15 protein-coding genes are annotated in these 15,425 nt (G+C 40.7%); all 15 read right to left on the bottom strand.

Translation table 11 applies throughout. The annotated features are described in order from the left end of the window. Position 1: 1 nt before the first annotated feature. A complete protein-coding gene (locus tag ORH16_RS11910; RefSeq protein ID WP_265459060.1) occupies positions 2-1,300 on the bottom strand; it encodes a homoserine dehydrogenase in 1,299 nt (432 codons plus the stop codon). A gap of 152 nt (positions 1,301-1,452) precedes the next feature. Continuing rightward, positions 1,453-1,737 (bottom strand): ArsR/SmtB family transcription factor, encoded by a 285-nt coding sequence (locus ORH16_RS11905; RefSeq protein ID WP_265459059.1) that lies wholly within the window; start codon positions 1,735-1,737, stop codon positions 1,453-1,455. 18 nt (positions 1,738-1,755) lie between these two features. Beyond that, complete coding sequence (locus ORH16_RS11900; protein ID WP_265459058.1) at positions 1,756-3,483, bottom strand: phospho-sugar mutase; 1,728 nt, start codon at positions 3,481-3,483, stop codon at positions 1,756-1,758. A gap of 252 nt (positions 3,484-3,735) precedes the next feature. Beyond that, complete coding sequence (trxB, locus tag ORH16_RS11895) at positions 3,736-4,671, bottom strand: thioredoxin-disulfide reductase (RefSeq protein WP_265459057.1); 936 nt, start codon at positions 4,669-4,671, stop codon at positions 3,736-3,738. Between the two features lie 71 nt (positions 4,672-4,742). Next, a complete protein-coding gene (locus ORH16_RS11890) occupies positions 4,743-6,122 on the bottom strand; it encodes a hypothetical protein (RefSeq protein ID WP_265459056.1) in 1,380 nt (459 codons plus the stop codon). A gap of 163 nt (positions 6,123-6,285) precedes the next feature. Beyond that, positions 6,286-7,041, bottom strand: coding sequence for a DUF4811 domain-containing protein (locus ORH16_RS11885; RefSeq protein ID WP_265459055.1), 756 nt, complete (start codon positions 7,039-7,041; stop codon positions 6,286-6,288). A 1-nt stretch (position 7,042) separates the two neighbouring features. Next, entirely contained in the window at positions 7,043-8,554 is a 1,512-nt protein-coding gene (locus ORH16_RS11880) for an MDR family MFS transporter (protein WP_265459054.1), read from the bottom strand. Between the two features lie 240 nt (positions 8,555-8,794). Further along, complete coding sequence (yidD, locus tag ORH16_RS11875) at positions 8,795-9,070, bottom strand: membrane protein insertion efficiency factor YidD (RefSeq protein WP_265459053.1); 276 nt, start codon at positions 9,068-9,070, stop codon at positions 8,795-8,797. 134 nt (positions 9,071-9,204) lie between these two features. Further along, positions 9,205-9,378: a DNA-directed RNA polymerase subunit beta gene (locus ORH16_RS11870; protein ID WP_265459052.1), complete on the bottom strand. Its 174-nt coding sequence runs from the start codon at positions 9,376-9,378 to the stop codon at positions 9,205-9,207. Between the two features lie 15 nt (positions 9,379-9,393). After that, positions 9,394-10,692, bottom strand: a complete 1,299-nt coding sequence (gene murA / locus ORH16_RS11865; protein ID WP_265459051.1) for a UDP-N-acetylglucosamine 1-carboxyvinyltransferase — start codon at positions 10,690-10,692, stop codon at positions 9,394-9,396. 60 nt (positions 10,693-10,752) lie between these two features. Further along, positions 10,753-10,989 (bottom strand): DUF1146 family protein, encoded by a 237-nt coding sequence (locus ORH16_RS11860; protein ID WP_265459233.1) that lies wholly within the window; start codon positions 10,987-10,989, stop codon positions 10,753-10,755. A gap of 356 nt (positions 10,990-11,345) precedes the next feature. Then, entirely contained in the window at positions 11,346-12,065 is a 720-nt protein-coding gene (locus tag ORH16_RS11855) for an MIP/aquaporin family protein (protein WP_265459050.1), read from the bottom strand. Between the two features lie 593 nt (positions 12,066-12,658). Continuing rightward, positions 12,659-13,084: a F0F1 ATP synthase subunit epsilon gene (locus tag ORH16_RS11850; RefSeq protein ID WP_265459049.1), complete on the bottom strand. Its 426-nt coding sequence runs from the start codon at positions 13,082-13,084 to the stop codon at positions 12,659-12,661. Positions 13,085-13,097: 13 nt separating this feature from the next. Continuing rightward, complete coding sequence (atpD, locus tag ORH16_RS11845; protein WP_265459048.1) at positions 13,098-14,504, bottom strand: F0F1 ATP synthase subunit beta; 1,407 nt, start codon at positions 14,502-14,504, stop codon at positions 13,098-13,100. A 22-nt stretch (positions 14,505-14,526) separates the two neighbouring features. Beyond that, positions 14,527-15,417, bottom strand: coding sequence for a F0F1 ATP synthase subunit gamma (locus tag ORH16_RS11840; protein ID WP_265459047.1), 891 nt, complete (start codon positions 15,415-15,417; stop codon positions 14,527-14,529). Between the last annotated feature and the right edge of the window lie 8 nt (positions 15,418-15,425).

Genomic DNA, 15,425 nt, shown 5'->3' with positions numbered 1-15,425 from the left:
TTTAATCCCCCAATACTTTCATCACATTTAATAGTTTGAAACCACTTGTTGCTTTAATATTTTTAATCACTTCGGCCATCTGTTCCTTTGAAACAGTATGGGTAATCACGACTATTCGTGCTGTCTGTGATTCATTTTTTTCTTGATTTTGGACTAACTGATCAAAACCAACATTTGCGTCTGTCATAATTTGGGCCAATTTTAAAAATTGCCCTTCCTGGTCTGCCGCCTCTAATGAAAGATAATATTTGGCCATCACTTGATTATCTGGTGTAATTTTCGTTTTATGTTTATAAGAATTAAACATGTGTCCAGTTGTGCCTAAGCGTAAATTTTTGGCGATGGTAATAATATCACTAACAACACTGGTGGCTGTCGGCTTGGCTCCTGCACCAGGGCCGTAATACATGGATTCTCCTACGCCAGAGCTGTCGATAAAGACTGCATTAAATTCATCCCGCACAGCAGCCAATGGATGCTCCCGTTTGACTAGCATCGGACCGACTTCAGTATAAATTGAATCCCCTTGTTTTTCTGCAGAACCGATTAATTTGATTTCATAACCTAAGCGGGCTGCCATCTTAACATCTTCAATCGGCAAACCACGAATGCCTTTAATGGTCACCATATCTAAATTGATATTCATACCAAAACCAAATTGACTCAAAATAATCATCTTATAAGCTGCATCAATGCCATCGACATCATTAGTGGGATCAGATTCCGCAAAGCCTAGCGCTTGAGCCTGCGATAGCGCTGTCTCATAGCTCAAACCTTCAGAAACCATTTTAGTCAGCATATAATTCGTCGTACCGTTGACAATTCCTAAAATTTTATTGATATTGTCGGCTGCTAAACTATTGGCAATCGTTCGCAAAATCGGAATTCCGCCGGCAACGCTCGCTTCATAATATAAATCACAATGATTTTCTTGGGCTAACTGAACAAGTTTGCCGCCGTGCTGAGCCAATAAATCTTTATTGGCGGTGACCACATGTTTGCCCCGTTTCAACGCTTCTTCAATATAAGTTTTAGCCGGCTCGACTTTTCCCATCAACTCAACGACAACTTGAATTTCGGCATCATTTAAAATATCATCAATATCTGTTGTTAACTCAATATCAAATTTTTCTGCCTGGCGAGCTTTTTCATTTTCATCCCGCACCAAAGCGGTTTTAACAGAGATATCCATTCCGGTAACCTGAGCAATTTTTTCTGCGTGTTCCTTTAAAATCATCGGCACACCGGAGCCAACTACTCCGAGGCCCAACAAACCAATTTTTAGCTTATCTTCTTCCATGACGCCCTCCAAAAAATAATATAAAGATTAAATCCATTTCATTTTATTTTAATAATGTCCCTAGTATAACGAAAAACAACAAAAAAAACTAGAACTTTCTGGTAGATTCCCCAAAAGTTCTAGTTTCATTTTAATCTTTTTATCATTAAACGCTAACGATGTTCAACGTGTTGGAAGGTTTGCTCCAAAATATCCAAAATATGATGGTCATCCAAACTATAAAAGACGATTTTACCCTCTTTGCGGGATTTAACAATTTTATTCTCCCGCAAAAGCTTTAATTGGTGACTGACAGCCGATTGCTCCATCCCTAAGTTTTCAATCAGGGTAGAAACATTTTTTTCACCGTCTTTTAAAAGCAGTAGAATTTTTAAGCGGTTTGGGTCACTCAAAACTTTAAAAATTTGACTGACAGCCTTTATTTCCTGCGCTTCCATTGAATTCCTCCTGCCAGTTTATTCGTTGACTATTGCATTGATGCTGTTTTCATAATCCACGACCTTTTGATTCGCTGCGTCTTGGCTTTCAGCCTTAACTGCGATATAAAACTTAATTTTCGGTTCCGTTCCAGATGGTCGAATCGCAATCCAGCTTTCATCTGCCAGTTGGTATTTCAAGACATCAGATGGCGGGGTTGTTAATTTTTCCAAGTGGCCATCTAAGCCAACACGGGTTAAAAGTTTGAAGTCTTCCGTTTGCACGACAGCCTCACCGGCAAATTCAGATGGTGCTTCTTCCCGGAATTTTTTCATTAAGGCTGCAATTTTGCCTGCGCCTTCGATACCGCTCATTGTCACGGAAATTGTTTTTTCAGTATAATAGCCAAACTCTTCAAAAATATCCTGCAGACCATCATACAAAGTTTTATCCTGTTGCTTATAATATGCCGCGACTTCAGCCAATAAAACTAACGCTTGGATGGCATCTTTGTCCCTTACAAAAGGCTTCACTAAATAGCCATAGCTTTCTTCAAAGCCAAACATAAAGGTCTTAGTGTGATCTTCTTCATACTGTTGAATTTTTTCAGCAATAAATTTGAAGCCAGTCAGAACACTGACCATATCGGTGTCAAACTTTTTAGCAATCGCAGTTGACAATTCGCTGGAAACAATTGATTTTAACACGGTGGCATTGGCTGGCAAAGTCCCAGCTGTCTGATGGGCGGTTAAAATATATTGAATCATCAAGGCCCCTAACTGATTGCCTGTCAGCACTTGATAGGTGCCGTCCGGCAAACGAACAGCTGCCCCTAAGCGATCGGCATCCGGATCTGTGGCGATTAATAAATCTGCACCTTCTTTTTCTCCTAAGCGAATCGCATATTCAAAGGCTGAATGTTCCTCTGGGTTAGGAGATTTCACCGTGGTAAAATCCGGGTCGGGAATCGCTTGTTCCGGCACCAAGACGAATTGTTCAAAGCCGGCTTGTTTTAAGGCCCGTTCCCCCAACATTTTTCCAGTACCATGTAATGGCGTATAGACTAATTTTAAATCCTTGCCCATTTGATCAATCAACGCTTGATTAATGGTCACTGATTTGACATTTTTTAAATACTCGCTATCAATTTCTTCGCCGATAATGTTAATCAAGCCGCTGTGTTCAACTTCTTCCTCGGATAGAACTTCAACTTTTAGAGGATTTTCAACTGAACGAACAAATTTTGTTAACGCATCGGCATCCGCTGGCGGCATTTGCCCGCCGTCTTCTCCGTAAACTTTATAGCCATTATATTCAGCTGGATTGTGGGAAGCCGTAATCATAATCCCAGTAAAAGCTTTTAAATAGCGGACCGCAAAGGAAAGCTCTGGTGTCGGCCGCAAACTTTCAAAAACAAAGGCCGGAATATTATGTTTTGCCAAAGTTTTGGCAGCTTCCATCGCAAATTCCGGTGACATGTGACGGGAATCATGAGCAATTGCCACACCGCGACGTTTGGTCTCAGGATCTTGCTGGTCCATAAAGCGAGCCAGGCCTTCTGTTGCTTGACGAATCGTATAGATATTCATCCGATTGATGCCTGGTCCTAAAATCCCCCGCATACCAGCTGTGCCGAATTCCAATTGCGTGTAGAAGGCATCTTCCAGCTCTACAGGATTTTGTTTTAAAATTTGTAATTGTGCTTTTAAGGCTTCATCTAGATTTTCTTCGTTATTCCATAATTCATAGACTTGTTCCCAAGACATAATTAGCCACCTCTTTTTCGAAATTTGTACTTTATTAGTATATCATTCTTAGTTTTTTTATAAAAGGCAGACTGATAAAAGTCGCGAGTGAATCTTGAAAAAAATAAAAAAAGTGCCCGCAAGCGCTAAGGCAGCTGAATCCAAATATAAAATCAAATCTTGCTAGCTAAACTCACAAACTAGCTCAATCAAAAAAATGGACACATAGCTGCCAAATCACTTTCGGCACACTCTTTTAAACTTTGACACCGACTAAACAGTCGGTGCTTCGGTTAAATTATTTTCTTCTAAATAAAGGTAGACTTGTTGGCCGGCGATTCCGCCTTCGCCGACAGCAGTAGTAATTTGGCGTAATGTTTTTTCCCGCAAATCCCCTACTGCAAAAACGCCGGGCATTGAAGTCCGCATATCATTGTCTGTTTCCACCCAGCCAGCTGCATTAGTTAAGCCAGCCTTTTTAAAGGGTTCGCTTAACGGATCCAAACCAACATAGATAAAGACACCGCCCGCTTCGACTTCTGATACTTCATCGGTTTTAACATTGCGCACCTTAGCACCGGTCACTGCCATTTCATTGCCGGTGATTTCTTCTAAGACAGAATCCCATAAGAAAGAAATTTTTTCATTGGCAAACGCCCGATCTTGGATAATTTTTTGGGCCCGCAATTCGTCTCTGCGGTGAACAATCACAATTTCTGAAGCAAAGCGAGTTAAATAAATCGCTTCTTCAACTGCTGAGTCGCCGCCACCAACAACTAATAATTTTTTATTGCGGAAAAAGGCGCCATCACAAACGGCACAATAAGAAACTCCCCGACCGGAGAATTCTTCTTCACCTTTGACACCTAATTTACGATGTACACAGCCAGTTGCTAAAACAACAGTTTTACCTTCGTAAGATTTATCTTCACAGACGACTTCTTTATGCGTCCCGTGATCGATAATATCTGTGACAATTCCGTATGCATTTTCGGTCCCAAATTTTGTGACACCTTCAAACATTTTATAAGCCAGTTCAGGTCCCATAATCGTTTCAAAACCAGGGTAATTTTCTACCTCAGCGGTGTTATTCATTTGGCCACCGGGAGCTCCCCGTTCAATCATTAAAACAGATAAATTTGAACGAGATGCGTATAAGGCTGCTGTCATGCCAGCAGGACCTGCACCAATTACGATTACATCATACATAGTCTTTCCTCCATCATTTTATCAAGTGACTTTACTTTACAGCGAAACTTATACAAAGTCTATCTTTCTGCCTAAGTTTTAGTTTTTGGTAAAGGATTTTTACACCACAAAAACCAAGCTGCTGCCAAGCAAATTAATAGCAGACCGACTAAAACTAGCAGGCAGTCATTTAAAATTTGCTGCCCACTACTCGACACTCCCTGACTCGACAGAATTCTTAAAAAAAGGCGATTATCTCCGTGAAAACCAAAAACTAAAATGGCTAATAAACCCATTATAAAAAATTGTGCTGTCAGACTGCCTTTATTTTGCAAAGAAAATTTAGCTAGTACACCACTACCAGCTGGAAAGCTGATTTTTTGATAATATTGCTGATTCAACCATGAGCTAGTCGTACTTTTAAAAAAGCACAGCAGGGCAAAGCCCAGCAGAAAAGTAGCCGGCCAGATAATCAGTAACAAACTAAGGCATAGGCCAAAAACCAGTTTACTAACCGGAGCCACTTTCGTCAAGTGCTGTAAATAAAGTGGTCCTAAGACCATCGCTGCTACCATTCCTAACACATAAGGAAGATAAACTTGACTGGCAACCGCCTCAATCCCTTTGGTCCCACTGACGTACAAAGAAATAAAGAGAAACAAAAAATTGCCAATCATACCGTTAACAAAATTCAACCAGTTCAGCCAAAAGGGCAATTGTAAACTTGCTTTTTTGCGACTCAACAGCCAAATGGCAATGGTGAAAACCAGAATAAAGCCAATTAAAGCAATGTCGATCTCCCCACTATCAAACAAGAGGCGACCACTGCGTAATAAAAGCAGCAGCAAAAAGAAAATGGCGAACATTACTAGCTCACGATAGGCGATAAAATTTTTTGAGGTGCTGGCAAAATTTATTTCAAAATGCGGATAATGCCGCAATGTGTGATAGGCGGCTACGAAAAACAGCCCATATAAAGCTAAGACTAGGCTCACAGTAACTGAAGCGGGGAAATCTTGATTGATCAGCCAAAATAATCCCAACAGGCCAAGCAAAGCAAAGGGGTATTTTTTGGCGGTCATATTGTGAAAGCCCTGTTGCGCTTCTTGATAATTGACCGTAATATTGGCCGGTGTGAGCCAACTTGCACTTAAGCCTAATAAAATCGCCGCCAACGGATAGGCTCCAGGAAAAAGCATTCCCAAAAAACCACTGACACTGCCGAGGCCGCCTAGTAAAAAGGCGGCCATCAACAGAGTAAAGCTTTCAAGCTGAGTACTGAGACCACGAATTAAAAAGAGCCCCGTGAAGCGAAACGTATAAAACAAGACAAAGGGCAGCACGCTTTGCCACGTAGTACCGTCGCTTAATTGTAAAAAAAGCAAGTAAGGTACAATAATTAAGGTGTTGCTTAAGATAAAGGGTGTCGTCGTGGTAAAGTTCTTTAAGAAATTTTTTATGGAGGTCAACATGCTACTTACCTTCTGTTAATTGTTTTTTTAGAACCCTAAGTATACAAAAAAATTTTAGTTTCTGCATGTCTAAACCGTTACAGTCTTTTAACAAGTCGGCTTAAATTAATCGCAGAAAAAAACTTTAAGAAATAAGGGCTGCTTATTCCTTAAAGTTTTGAGCTTACGCATTTGCTAGCTGTGCTTTGATTGCCTGAACAGCCGCCTCAGCAGTTGCTTCTGTTGTAAAATTTTGAATATCCTCTTGGCTCGCAGTCGGATTTTCCATTAGATAATTACTAACAGCAGTCTGAACGGCCGCCTGCAGATTAGCTTGCGCTGCTGCTTGTTCCTCAGCTGTTAAGGAACTTTGGCTGTCTTGCAATTGTTGCGCCTGGTCACTAGTTAAGACAACCCAAGTTTTTTCCGGCACTGTAACGGTTACCTTTTCAGAAATAATTTCATCTGCTTGATTTTCAAAACTGAATAAAGCCTTGTAAAAATTAGAGCTAAAATCCCATTTGGTCGTTTTAGTCTCAGCGACTGCTTGGGTAGTATCGGCTGTTTGATAACTGGCTGTTAGTTTAACAGCATTCACGATATCCGACTCATCTGGAACAAAATGCGTTTCACTTGCCTCAGCGTCAGCACTATCGCGATAGACAATCGCATAATTGTCAGAAGCTGTGCCAATTTCAGAAACAATCAAAAGATTGGCAGGTGAAGCTGTATCACCAGCCGTGTAAATCTCATTTTCGGTTGTAGTGGTTACCTCTTTCATTCCCAAATGATTTTGAAGATGCAAAGCGACCAAAACAATTGTCGCCACTAACAACAAACTGCTGATGATACCAGCAATTCGCCGCAGCAGCTGGCCTTTAATCAATAGCCAGCTGCCAAAGAGCATTAAGGTAAAGACCACTAATAAAACTAATATCATATTAATTTGCCCCCTTGGTGATTTTACCTGGTTTATTGTGCAGGAAGATTGCAAAGAGCACCCCTGCCACTGCAAAACTTAAACCGATAGCAAAGGATGCTCGGAAACCGTCCATTGAAGCAGCAATAATTTTACTGCCATACGCCAAAGGATTTTCTGTTTGCAAACTAGCAGCCGGTGTATTGGTGTTAATAATATTTTGTGTTACAGAGGTCAACAAGGCCACCACAACTGAAGAAGAAATTTGGCGAACAGTATTATTCGCCGCTGTCCCGTGGGTCACTTCATCAAGTGGAATCGCCGACATGGCACTGGTGGTCAATGGCATCATCGTTAAGGCAATCCCGAACATACGAATAGCGTACAGCACAACAATTAAGGCAGTCGGCGTTGTTTCAGTAATAAATACAAAAGGCACTGTTCCTAATAACAGTACTGAAAACCCGACAAGAGCCAGTGAACGGATGCCCACACGATTATATAAAACACCGGCAATTGGTGACATAATTCCCATCATCAAAGCTCCAGGCAAGAGAGTCAGTCCAGAGGATAAAGTCGAATCGCCGTGAACATTTTGCAGATAAGTCGGCAGCATCATTTCCACGCCAAACATCGCCATCGTTACTAAAATAATCGCAATTGAAGGAATCGTAAAATCGCGATTTTTAAAGACGCGAATATTTAAAAATGGTTCGTCTAATTTTAATTGACGCAGACCAAAAATAATAATCACCAATAAACCAACACCAATCGGCAATAATACATTAGTGAAATCAGTCCAGCCATCGCCAGCAACATTGGTAAAGCCCCATAAAAATAAACCAAAACCGACGACAGATAAAATTAAAGACAAAATATCCAATTTGATTTTTTTATTGGGAATAATATCCTTCATCACAAAGGGCGTCAAAATAAACGCAATCACGATAACAATCAGTGGTACAACAAAAATCGTCCGCCAAGAACTAGAAATCGTTAAGCCGAGAATCGTATGGTCTCGATCTAAAATCCAACCGGATAAAGTCGGTCCAATGGCTGGTGCCATTCCGACGACTAAACCACTTAAGCCCATTGCAACAGAGCGTTCTGATTTTTTAAACATATTCAAAATCACAATTTGCATCAATGGCAGCATGATACCGACAGCGATTGCCGCCAGTACCCGACCGGCAATAAACATCACCCACATATTTTTTTCAGCTGGCGTCACGGCCGTCAAAATTAAGCCCGCCATCAAAATTCCATAGGAAATAAAATGCAGCCACTTGGTTGACATTTTAGTTGCTAAATAAGCCGATAATGGCACCATCATCCCATTTGCAAGTAAAAACCACGTCGTTGCCTGTTGAGCTGTGCTCAAGTTAATATCAAAATCCTGCATCAGAGTCGGCAGCGCCGTTCCCAAAGATGTTTGCATCAATACCCCAGAAAACGTCGCAAATAAAATCAAGGCAAGAATAATGCCTCTGCGATACGGTTTTCCATGAATATCTAAATTAAGTTCTGAACTCAAAATTATTCCTTCTTTCACTTTTCCTCGATAAAGTCACAAATGAAAATATATCATATTCTTTCTGAAAATAAAAACCTAAACGCTTATTATAACTAACGTTATTTAATCAGGAGAATTTTCACTATTTTTCTCCTATCGAGAAGATGAATTTTTATTTTGAGTTTGCCTCTCTCAGAAATTTTTTTTAAATGACCCTAGTAAAAATTGGCCAAAAAAACTCTCTGCAATTTTTGCAGAGAGTTAATGCTTGTGTTGCTGATAATCCGGACGTTCCCGATCAACAAGGTTTTGTTTAAGGGAAAATTTTTGCGGAACATAATCAAAACCAGCCTTATGGAAAGGATGGCACCGCAGAATCCGTGACATTCCCATCAAAAATCCTTTAAAAGTGCCGTGGACCTGGACTGCTTCAATCATATAATTAGAGCAGGTCGGATAATATCGACAGCTAGGCGGCGTTAGCGGCGAGATAAATCGCTGATAGCCATGAACTAAAGCAATTAAGATTTTTTTCATTGCAATCCCTTCTTCATAAAAAAACTGCGGCCGCCTATAACTAATTTCAAAATGTGCAATCACGCTCTTCTACTTTATATATAGAAGGCTTGCCTTTTAAAATCAGTCAGGGACCGCAGACAGCTAAAAGTCGCTTAGAAAAAAGCTAGGATGTGGTTCCATAAATCTCCACTGAAGACTCCTGTCGCATTTCTGCCGCCGATTGGTCCAAACCCAATCATGGCACCTATTGCGAAAAAGACAGCCATCAAAACAATCACTAAGATAATTTTCAATAGCGTTGAGATGATATATCCTCTAACTTTCATGTGATACTCCTATTCTTAGACGGTAACCGTTGTTTTCGTTGTTGCCGGTGCATCTAGATCCACCCGTTCAACATTCGCACCTAATTTTTGTAATTTTTCGTGGAATTTATAATAACCCCGGTCCAAATAGTTTAAATTGCGCACACGAGTTACACCAGTAGCCCGCAAGCCAGCTAAAATCAAAGCGGCAGCCGCTCTTAAATCAGTGGCAGCAACTTCTGCCCCTTGCAGTTGATGTCCGCCAGTAATCATGGCTGAATTGCCATCAAATTGTACATGAGCGTTCATGCGTTGCAATTCTTCTAAGTGTTGGAAACGATTTTCAAAAACAGTTTCTGTGACTGTGCTAACACCTTCAGCAACTAGTTGGATTGCTGTCATCTGTGCTTGCATATCAGTTGGGAAACCAGGGTGAGGCATCGTTTTTACATCCGTCGCTTTAATAACTTTTGGTCCAATGACCCGTAAGCCATCTTCTTCTTCGGTAATTGAAGCACCCATCTCAGTTAATTTTGAAATCAGTGGACGATTATGCTCAGAAATTGCGCCTTCAATTAAGACGTTGCCTTCTGTCATTGCCGCAGCAACCATAAACGTACCCGCTTCAATTCGATCTTGCACGATTGAATGTTGAACTGCGTGTAAATGTTCAACGCCTTCAATCCGCATTGTTTCAGTACCGGCGCCGTAAACGCGAGCCCCCATTTTATTTAAGACATTCGCTAAGTCAACAATCTCTGGTTCTCTAGCGACATTTTCAATGATTGTCGTGCCTTTGGCCTTGACAGCTGCCATCATGATGTTTTGCGTGGCGCCGACACTTGGAAAATCTAAATAGATTGAATTGCCGATTAATTCATCAGCGATGGCTTCGATGTAGCCATTCTTTTGAACAATTTTTGCTCCTAGGGCTTGAAATCCCTTCAAGTGTAAATCAATTGGTCGTTTGCCGATAGCGCAGCCACCAGGCATAGCAACTTTGGCATGACCATTTCTAGCTAATAAAGGTCCCATCACAACGATTGAAGCCCGCATTTGGCTAACATATTCGTAGGGTGCTTCAATTTCTAATTGACGGCTAGCATCAATGATTACTTCATTGTCAGCTTCGTTAAAGTCTACATCCACATTTAAATGACGAATCACTTGGTTCATGGTAAAAACATCTGAAAGAATTGGTACATTTCTTAAAGTCGTTTGGCCTTCTTCTGCTAACAAAGTTGCCGCTAGAATTGGCAACACGGCATTTTTTGCTCCCTCGATTTTCACATTACCTTTTAATTGATTTCCACCTTGAACAAAAATTTGTTCCATCTAAATTCCCTCCAAAGAGACTCATCACTGAATCTAAGCCATTTCTGGCAACAAATTTAATTAACTTAGTCCACTCAAAAAAATATTACGGCACAATGCAATGACCTCTAGAAAAAAAAAGCTCGCTTGGTAGCCGATGACAATTGAAAAAAGAACAATTACCATTCTAACTTGAGTGGTTTGGTAAGCCTTAAAAAAATGATCGATTCTCAGTGAACCTAATGCCCAAAAAGTCAGGTAAATAAATGCGATATGGGAAATTATTCTCACTAGCGCATCAATCCCGTAAACCTGCAACATCGACTCACCTCAATCTCTTTTAAAAAACTTTAACATTAGCATAATAACATAAATTGAAAAAAATTAAAATTGTTTCTTCTCCTAATAGTTTCCACTATAATTCTACAAATTATTCACAAATATTTTAATAATTGTGATAAGAGAAGCAGTATTTTATCTTTTTTACAGTTTTTTTACAAGAAATTATTGAAGGTAATTTGTGAAGCGTTATACAAAAATTTAAACTTTCTTATGAAAATAAAAAAGCCCTTAGTTAAAAGGGCTAATAAATCAAATGATATTTGCCGATTTTGTGTTGGGCATTCTTGCTCAATACCAGTGTTAATCAGCAGTTTTTTTCTTGTCAGTCTCGACTAACTAAGTGCTGCGATTAACAATGTCGCTAAACAGGCACCCACAATTGGACCAACAATTGGAATCCAAGCATAACCCCAATTGGCACCGCCTTTATTTGGAATCGGCATTAGCACATACATTAACCGCGGACCAAAGTCACGGGCAGGGTTAATTGCATAGCCAGTCGTAGTCCCTAATGACAACGCAATTGCGACTAAGACAAAGACTAACACAAGCGGCTGTAATCCCACCGGCATATCACTGGCAGGTAAAATTTGAATACTTAACACGAAGGCGAAAGTTGCGATAATTTCACTCAGTAAATTAAATAAAGTATTAGGAATTGCAGGTCCAGTTGCAAAAATACCGACACTATTGCCTTCATCTGTTTTGGTTTCTTTAAAGTGTGGCCAGAATTGAATTGCTGCCAGGAGGGCACCAACGAAAGCTCCAGCAACTTGAGCTAAAATAAATGGTACAACTTGTCCCCACTCAAATGTTCCATTAACAGCGAAGCCAATGGTTACTGCCGGATTTAAATGGCCAGGTGATCCGAAGAAGCCACTGGTATAAACCCCTAACATAACGGCAACCCCCCAGCCAAATGCCACATACAACCAATCATGGCCTGCACCTTTTGCTAAGGTTTTCTTTAAAGATGTGGAAGCTCCGACGCCTGACCCAAATAAAATCAGGACAAAGGTTCCAATAAATTCACCAAATACAGGACTATTCATAATATATAACCTCCTCAATTAAATAATATTTCCATCAAAAAATTACCTAAAAAGTCCGTTACGAATATTTTGCTGCAAGCCTCCCCCATTTGAAAATTCGGAAAACACCCATTGAAATAATGGCAATTAACTTTTCCCTTTCCTCCTTTTTAACTGCAAATCCAATTACCTGCCTGATGGATGAGATTTCCTTTAGCCTTTCATCAGTCCTTACCAGAATATTATAGCATTGATTCCACTCCTTTGAAAACGTTTGCAGTTCATTTGTTTAAAAAAAACAGTCTTTTTCTAATTTTCAGAGGACTATTTTTTTCAAAATGAGCCGTACTTCGTCACCAAACCCTTACCCTACAGCTTTTTTCTCTTAGAAGAATTTTTTGAAGGGGGTAATTTATCTCAGAGATAGCTGTAAAAATCATTTTATTTGAGAAGATAAGATAACAGATTGACAATTTATTATTAACTAAAAAAAATACTGCAACAGCCTTTGAAAATAAAATTTTTAGCAATTCCCACTAATATCAGAAGTCAAACACACTGACAAGTTGAGCACCTCAATTTTATTTTAGCTGATGCAGCAGTTTTATTAAGAATTAACTATGTTTTGAAACATTAATCCGATTGATAGCTCGATGCAAAGCGACCGTTGCTCTGCGGAGTTCATCGATGTTTTCATGGGCCTTGGCTTCCTCGATAAGTTTCTCAGCCCGCTGACGAGCCCGTTCAGCCCGTGAAACATCAATGTCTCGCTCCCGCTCGGCACTGTCGGCCACAATCGAGAGAACATTGTCACGGAATTCTAAAATTCCACCATTAACGGCAATCCAGTCCACATGACTATCAGAGTCCGTCCGCTTCACCCGCACTTCGTCAATCGCTAAAGGAGCGATAATCGGAACGTGATTCGGCAAAATCCCCAGTTCCCCTTCAGTGGTTCTGGCAACGACAATAACAGCGTGATGGTCATAGACAATGCCGTTCGGGGTTACCACATTGACGGTTAAAAAATTGTCACTCATGGGGCACCTCTTTCTAGTAGCCTAAAGTTTTGGCTTTTTCAACAACATCTTCAATTTTGCCGACGCTGCGGAAAGCTTCTTCAGGTAGATCATCATATTGTCCATCCAAAATTGCTTTGAATCCTTTGACTGTTTCAGCAACCGGCACGTAAGAACCGGGTTGACCGGTAAATTGTTCTGCCACATTAAAGTTTTGTGATAAGAAAAATTGAATCCGGCGAGCTCTGGCAACTAAAACTTTTTCGTCATCGGATAATTCGTCCATCCCTAAGATGGCTATAATATCTTGCAGTTCACGATAGCGCTGTAAAACCCGTTGGACTTCGGTCGCTGTTTGATAATGTTCATCACCGACAATTTCTGGTGCCAAGGCACTAGAGGAGGAAGCCAATGGATCAACGGCTGGATAAATCCCTTGTTCAGTTAATTTACGTTCCAAATTTGTCGTCGCATCTAAATGGGCGAAGGCCGTTGCCGGCGCCGGATCAGTATAATCATCCGCCGGTACATAAATCGCTTGGATTGAGGTAATCGAACCTTTTTTAGTTGAAGTAATCCGTTCTTGCAATTGACCCATTTCAGTTGCCAAGGTTGGTTGATACCCAACAGCTGATGGCATCCGACCTAATAGGGCCGAAACTTCGGAACCAGCTTGCGTGAAGCGGAAAATATTGTCAATAAATAAAAGCACGTCTTGGCCTTCAACATCACGGAAATATTCAGCAATGGTTAAACCGGTTAAAGCAACCCGCATCCGGGCACCGGGTGGCTCATTCATTTGACCAAAAACCATAGCTGTTTTTTCAATGACGCCAGAGTCTTTCATTTCATAATACAAATCATTCCCTTCACGGGTCCGTTCACCAACACCGGTAAATACGGAAATCCCACCGTGTTCTTGGGCAATATTATGAATTAATTCTTGAATTAAAACGGTTTTACCAACACCGGCACCACCGAATAAACCAACCTTACCACCTTTTAAATAAGGAGCTAACAGATCGATTACTTTAATCCCAGTTTCTAAAACTTCGCTACTAGTACTTAATTCTTCAAAAGTTGGCGCCGTTTTGTGAATGCCATCTCGTTTTGCGTCTGCTGGAAAAGGTTCCTGCAGGTCAATGGTTTCACCTAAAACGTTAAAGACGCGGCCTAAAGTATCTTTGCCCACTGGCACAGTAATTGATTTGCCTGTGTCAATTACTTCCATTCCCCGCTGCAATCCATCGGTGGACTCCATGGCGATGGAACGAATCACGCCGTCCCCTAGTTCTAGGGCAACTTCTAGGACAACTTTTTGTTTATTTGCATCATTTTTATAGACCACAAGGGCATTATTAATATCTGGTAAAGATTGATCCAAAGAAAATTCCACGTCTACAACGGGGCCGATTACTTGGACAATTTTTCCTGAGCTCATGACTCATCCTCCATTCCAAACGTTATTCTAAGGCAGCCGCACCAGCAACAATCTCGGTGATTTCTTGCGTGATTGCTGTTTGTCGGGCACGGTTATAGGAAATTGTTAAATCACCAATAATATTTGAGGCATTATCAGTGGCGGTTTTCATCGCCGTCATGCCAGCCGCATGTTCAGCAGTTTTGGCATCGACAATTGCCCCGTAAATTAAACTTTCCGCATATTGCGGTAGCAATTCTTCTAAAATGGCAATTTTTGAAGGTTCAAAAATATATTCTTGCTCATATTTTTGTGCTTCACCCGGGTCCAAATCGGAAATCGGCAGCATTTTTTCAACACGAAATTGACTGGTCAAAGAATTGATATGGTGGTTGTAGCAGACATATAATTCATCGAAAACTTCACTTTGATACATGCTAGTTGCCATTGAGACAATTTTACGCACTTCTTCAAAGCTTGGTTGGTCAGTTAGATTACGTAATTCGTAAGCTAGATTATAGCCACGGGCTTTGAAAAAATCAGCGCCGGTTCCGCCGATGGCAATCAAAACGTACTCATCCTGTGAATCGTGATCGTCATTTAACATCGTCATCGTCTGCTTCAAAATTGAACTATTATAGCCGCCCACAAGACCACCGTCAGAAGTGATGACAATGTAGCCGGTCTTTTTAACTGGCCGAGCATTGAGCATCGCATTTACAGTATCACTGGAGGTGTCCCCTAAATCTGTCAATGCTTGCGCAGATAGATGGGTCACAATTTCCCGTACCTTAGAAGCATACTCTTGAAACTTTTTCGAAGAGGCTTCCGACTTGGTTAACTTAGCCGCCGAAACCATTTGCATGGCTCTGGTAATTTGGCTGGTCTTTTTAGTAGAAGCAATTCGTTGTTTAATTTCATTTAATGAGGCCATTTGTTTTC

The sequence above is a fragment of the Enterococcus sp. HY326 genome (assembly GCF_026157065.1).
Taxonomy (GTDB): Bacteria; Bacillota; Bacilli; order Lactobacillales; family Enterococcaceae; genus HY326.
This window is presented reverse-complemented; position numbering and strand designations above follow the sequence as displayed.

Excerpts from the sequence above, each read along its gene's own strand:
- ORH16_RS11910 (WP_265459060.1), bottom strand. The coding sequence starts at position 1,300 with ATGGAAGAAGATAAGCTAAAAATTGGTTTGTTGGGCCTCGGAGTAGTT.
- ORH16_RS11905 (WP_265459059.1), bottom strand. The coding sequence starts at position 1,737 with ATGGAAGCGCAGGAAATAAAGGCTGTCAGTCAAATTTTTAAAGTTTTG.
- ORH16_RS11900 (WP_265459058.1), bottom strand. The coding sequence starts at position 3,483 with ATGTCTTGGGAACAAGTCTATGAATTATGGAATAACGAAGAAAATCTA.
- trxB (WP_265459057.1), bottom strand. The coding sequence starts at position 4,671 with ATGTATGATGTAATCGTAATTGGTGCAGGTCCTGCTGGCATGACAGCA.
- ORH16_RS11890 (WP_265459056.1), bottom strand. The coding sequence starts at position 6,122 with ATGTTGACCTCCATAAAAAATTTCTTAAAGAACTTTACCACGACGACA.
- ORH16_RS11885 (WP_265459055.1), bottom strand. The coding sequence starts at position 7,041 with ATGATATTAGTTTTATTAGTGGTCTTTACCTTAATGCTCTTTGGCAGC.
- yidD (WP_265459053.1), bottom strand. The coding sequence starts at position 9,070 with ATGAAAAAAATCTTAATTGCTTTAGTTCATGGCTATCAGCGATTTATC.
- ORH16_RS11870 (WP_265459052.1), bottom strand. The coding sequence starts at position 9,378 with ATGAAAGTTAGAGGATATATCATCTCAACGCTATTGAAAATTATCTTA.
- murA (WP_265459051.1), bottom strand. The coding sequence starts at position 10,692 with ATGGAACAAATTTTTGTTCAAGGTGGAAATCAATTAAAAGGTAATGTG.
- ORH16_RS11855 (WP_265459050.1), bottom strand. The coding sequence starts at position 12,065 with ATGAATAGTCCTGTATTTGGTGAATTTATTGGAACCTTTGTCCTGATT.
- ORH16_RS11850 (WP_265459049.1), bottom strand. The coding sequence starts at position 13,084 with ATGAGTGACAATTTTTTAACCGTCAATGTGGTAACCCCGAACGGCATT.
- atpD (WP_265459048.1), bottom strand. The coding sequence starts at position 14,504 with ATGAGCTCAGGAAAAATTGTCCAAGTAATCGGCCCCGTTGTAGACGTG.
- ORH16_RS11840 (WP_265459047.1), bottom strand. The coding sequence starts at position 15,417 with ATGGCCTCATTAAATGAAATTAAACAACGAATTGCTTCTACTAAAAAG.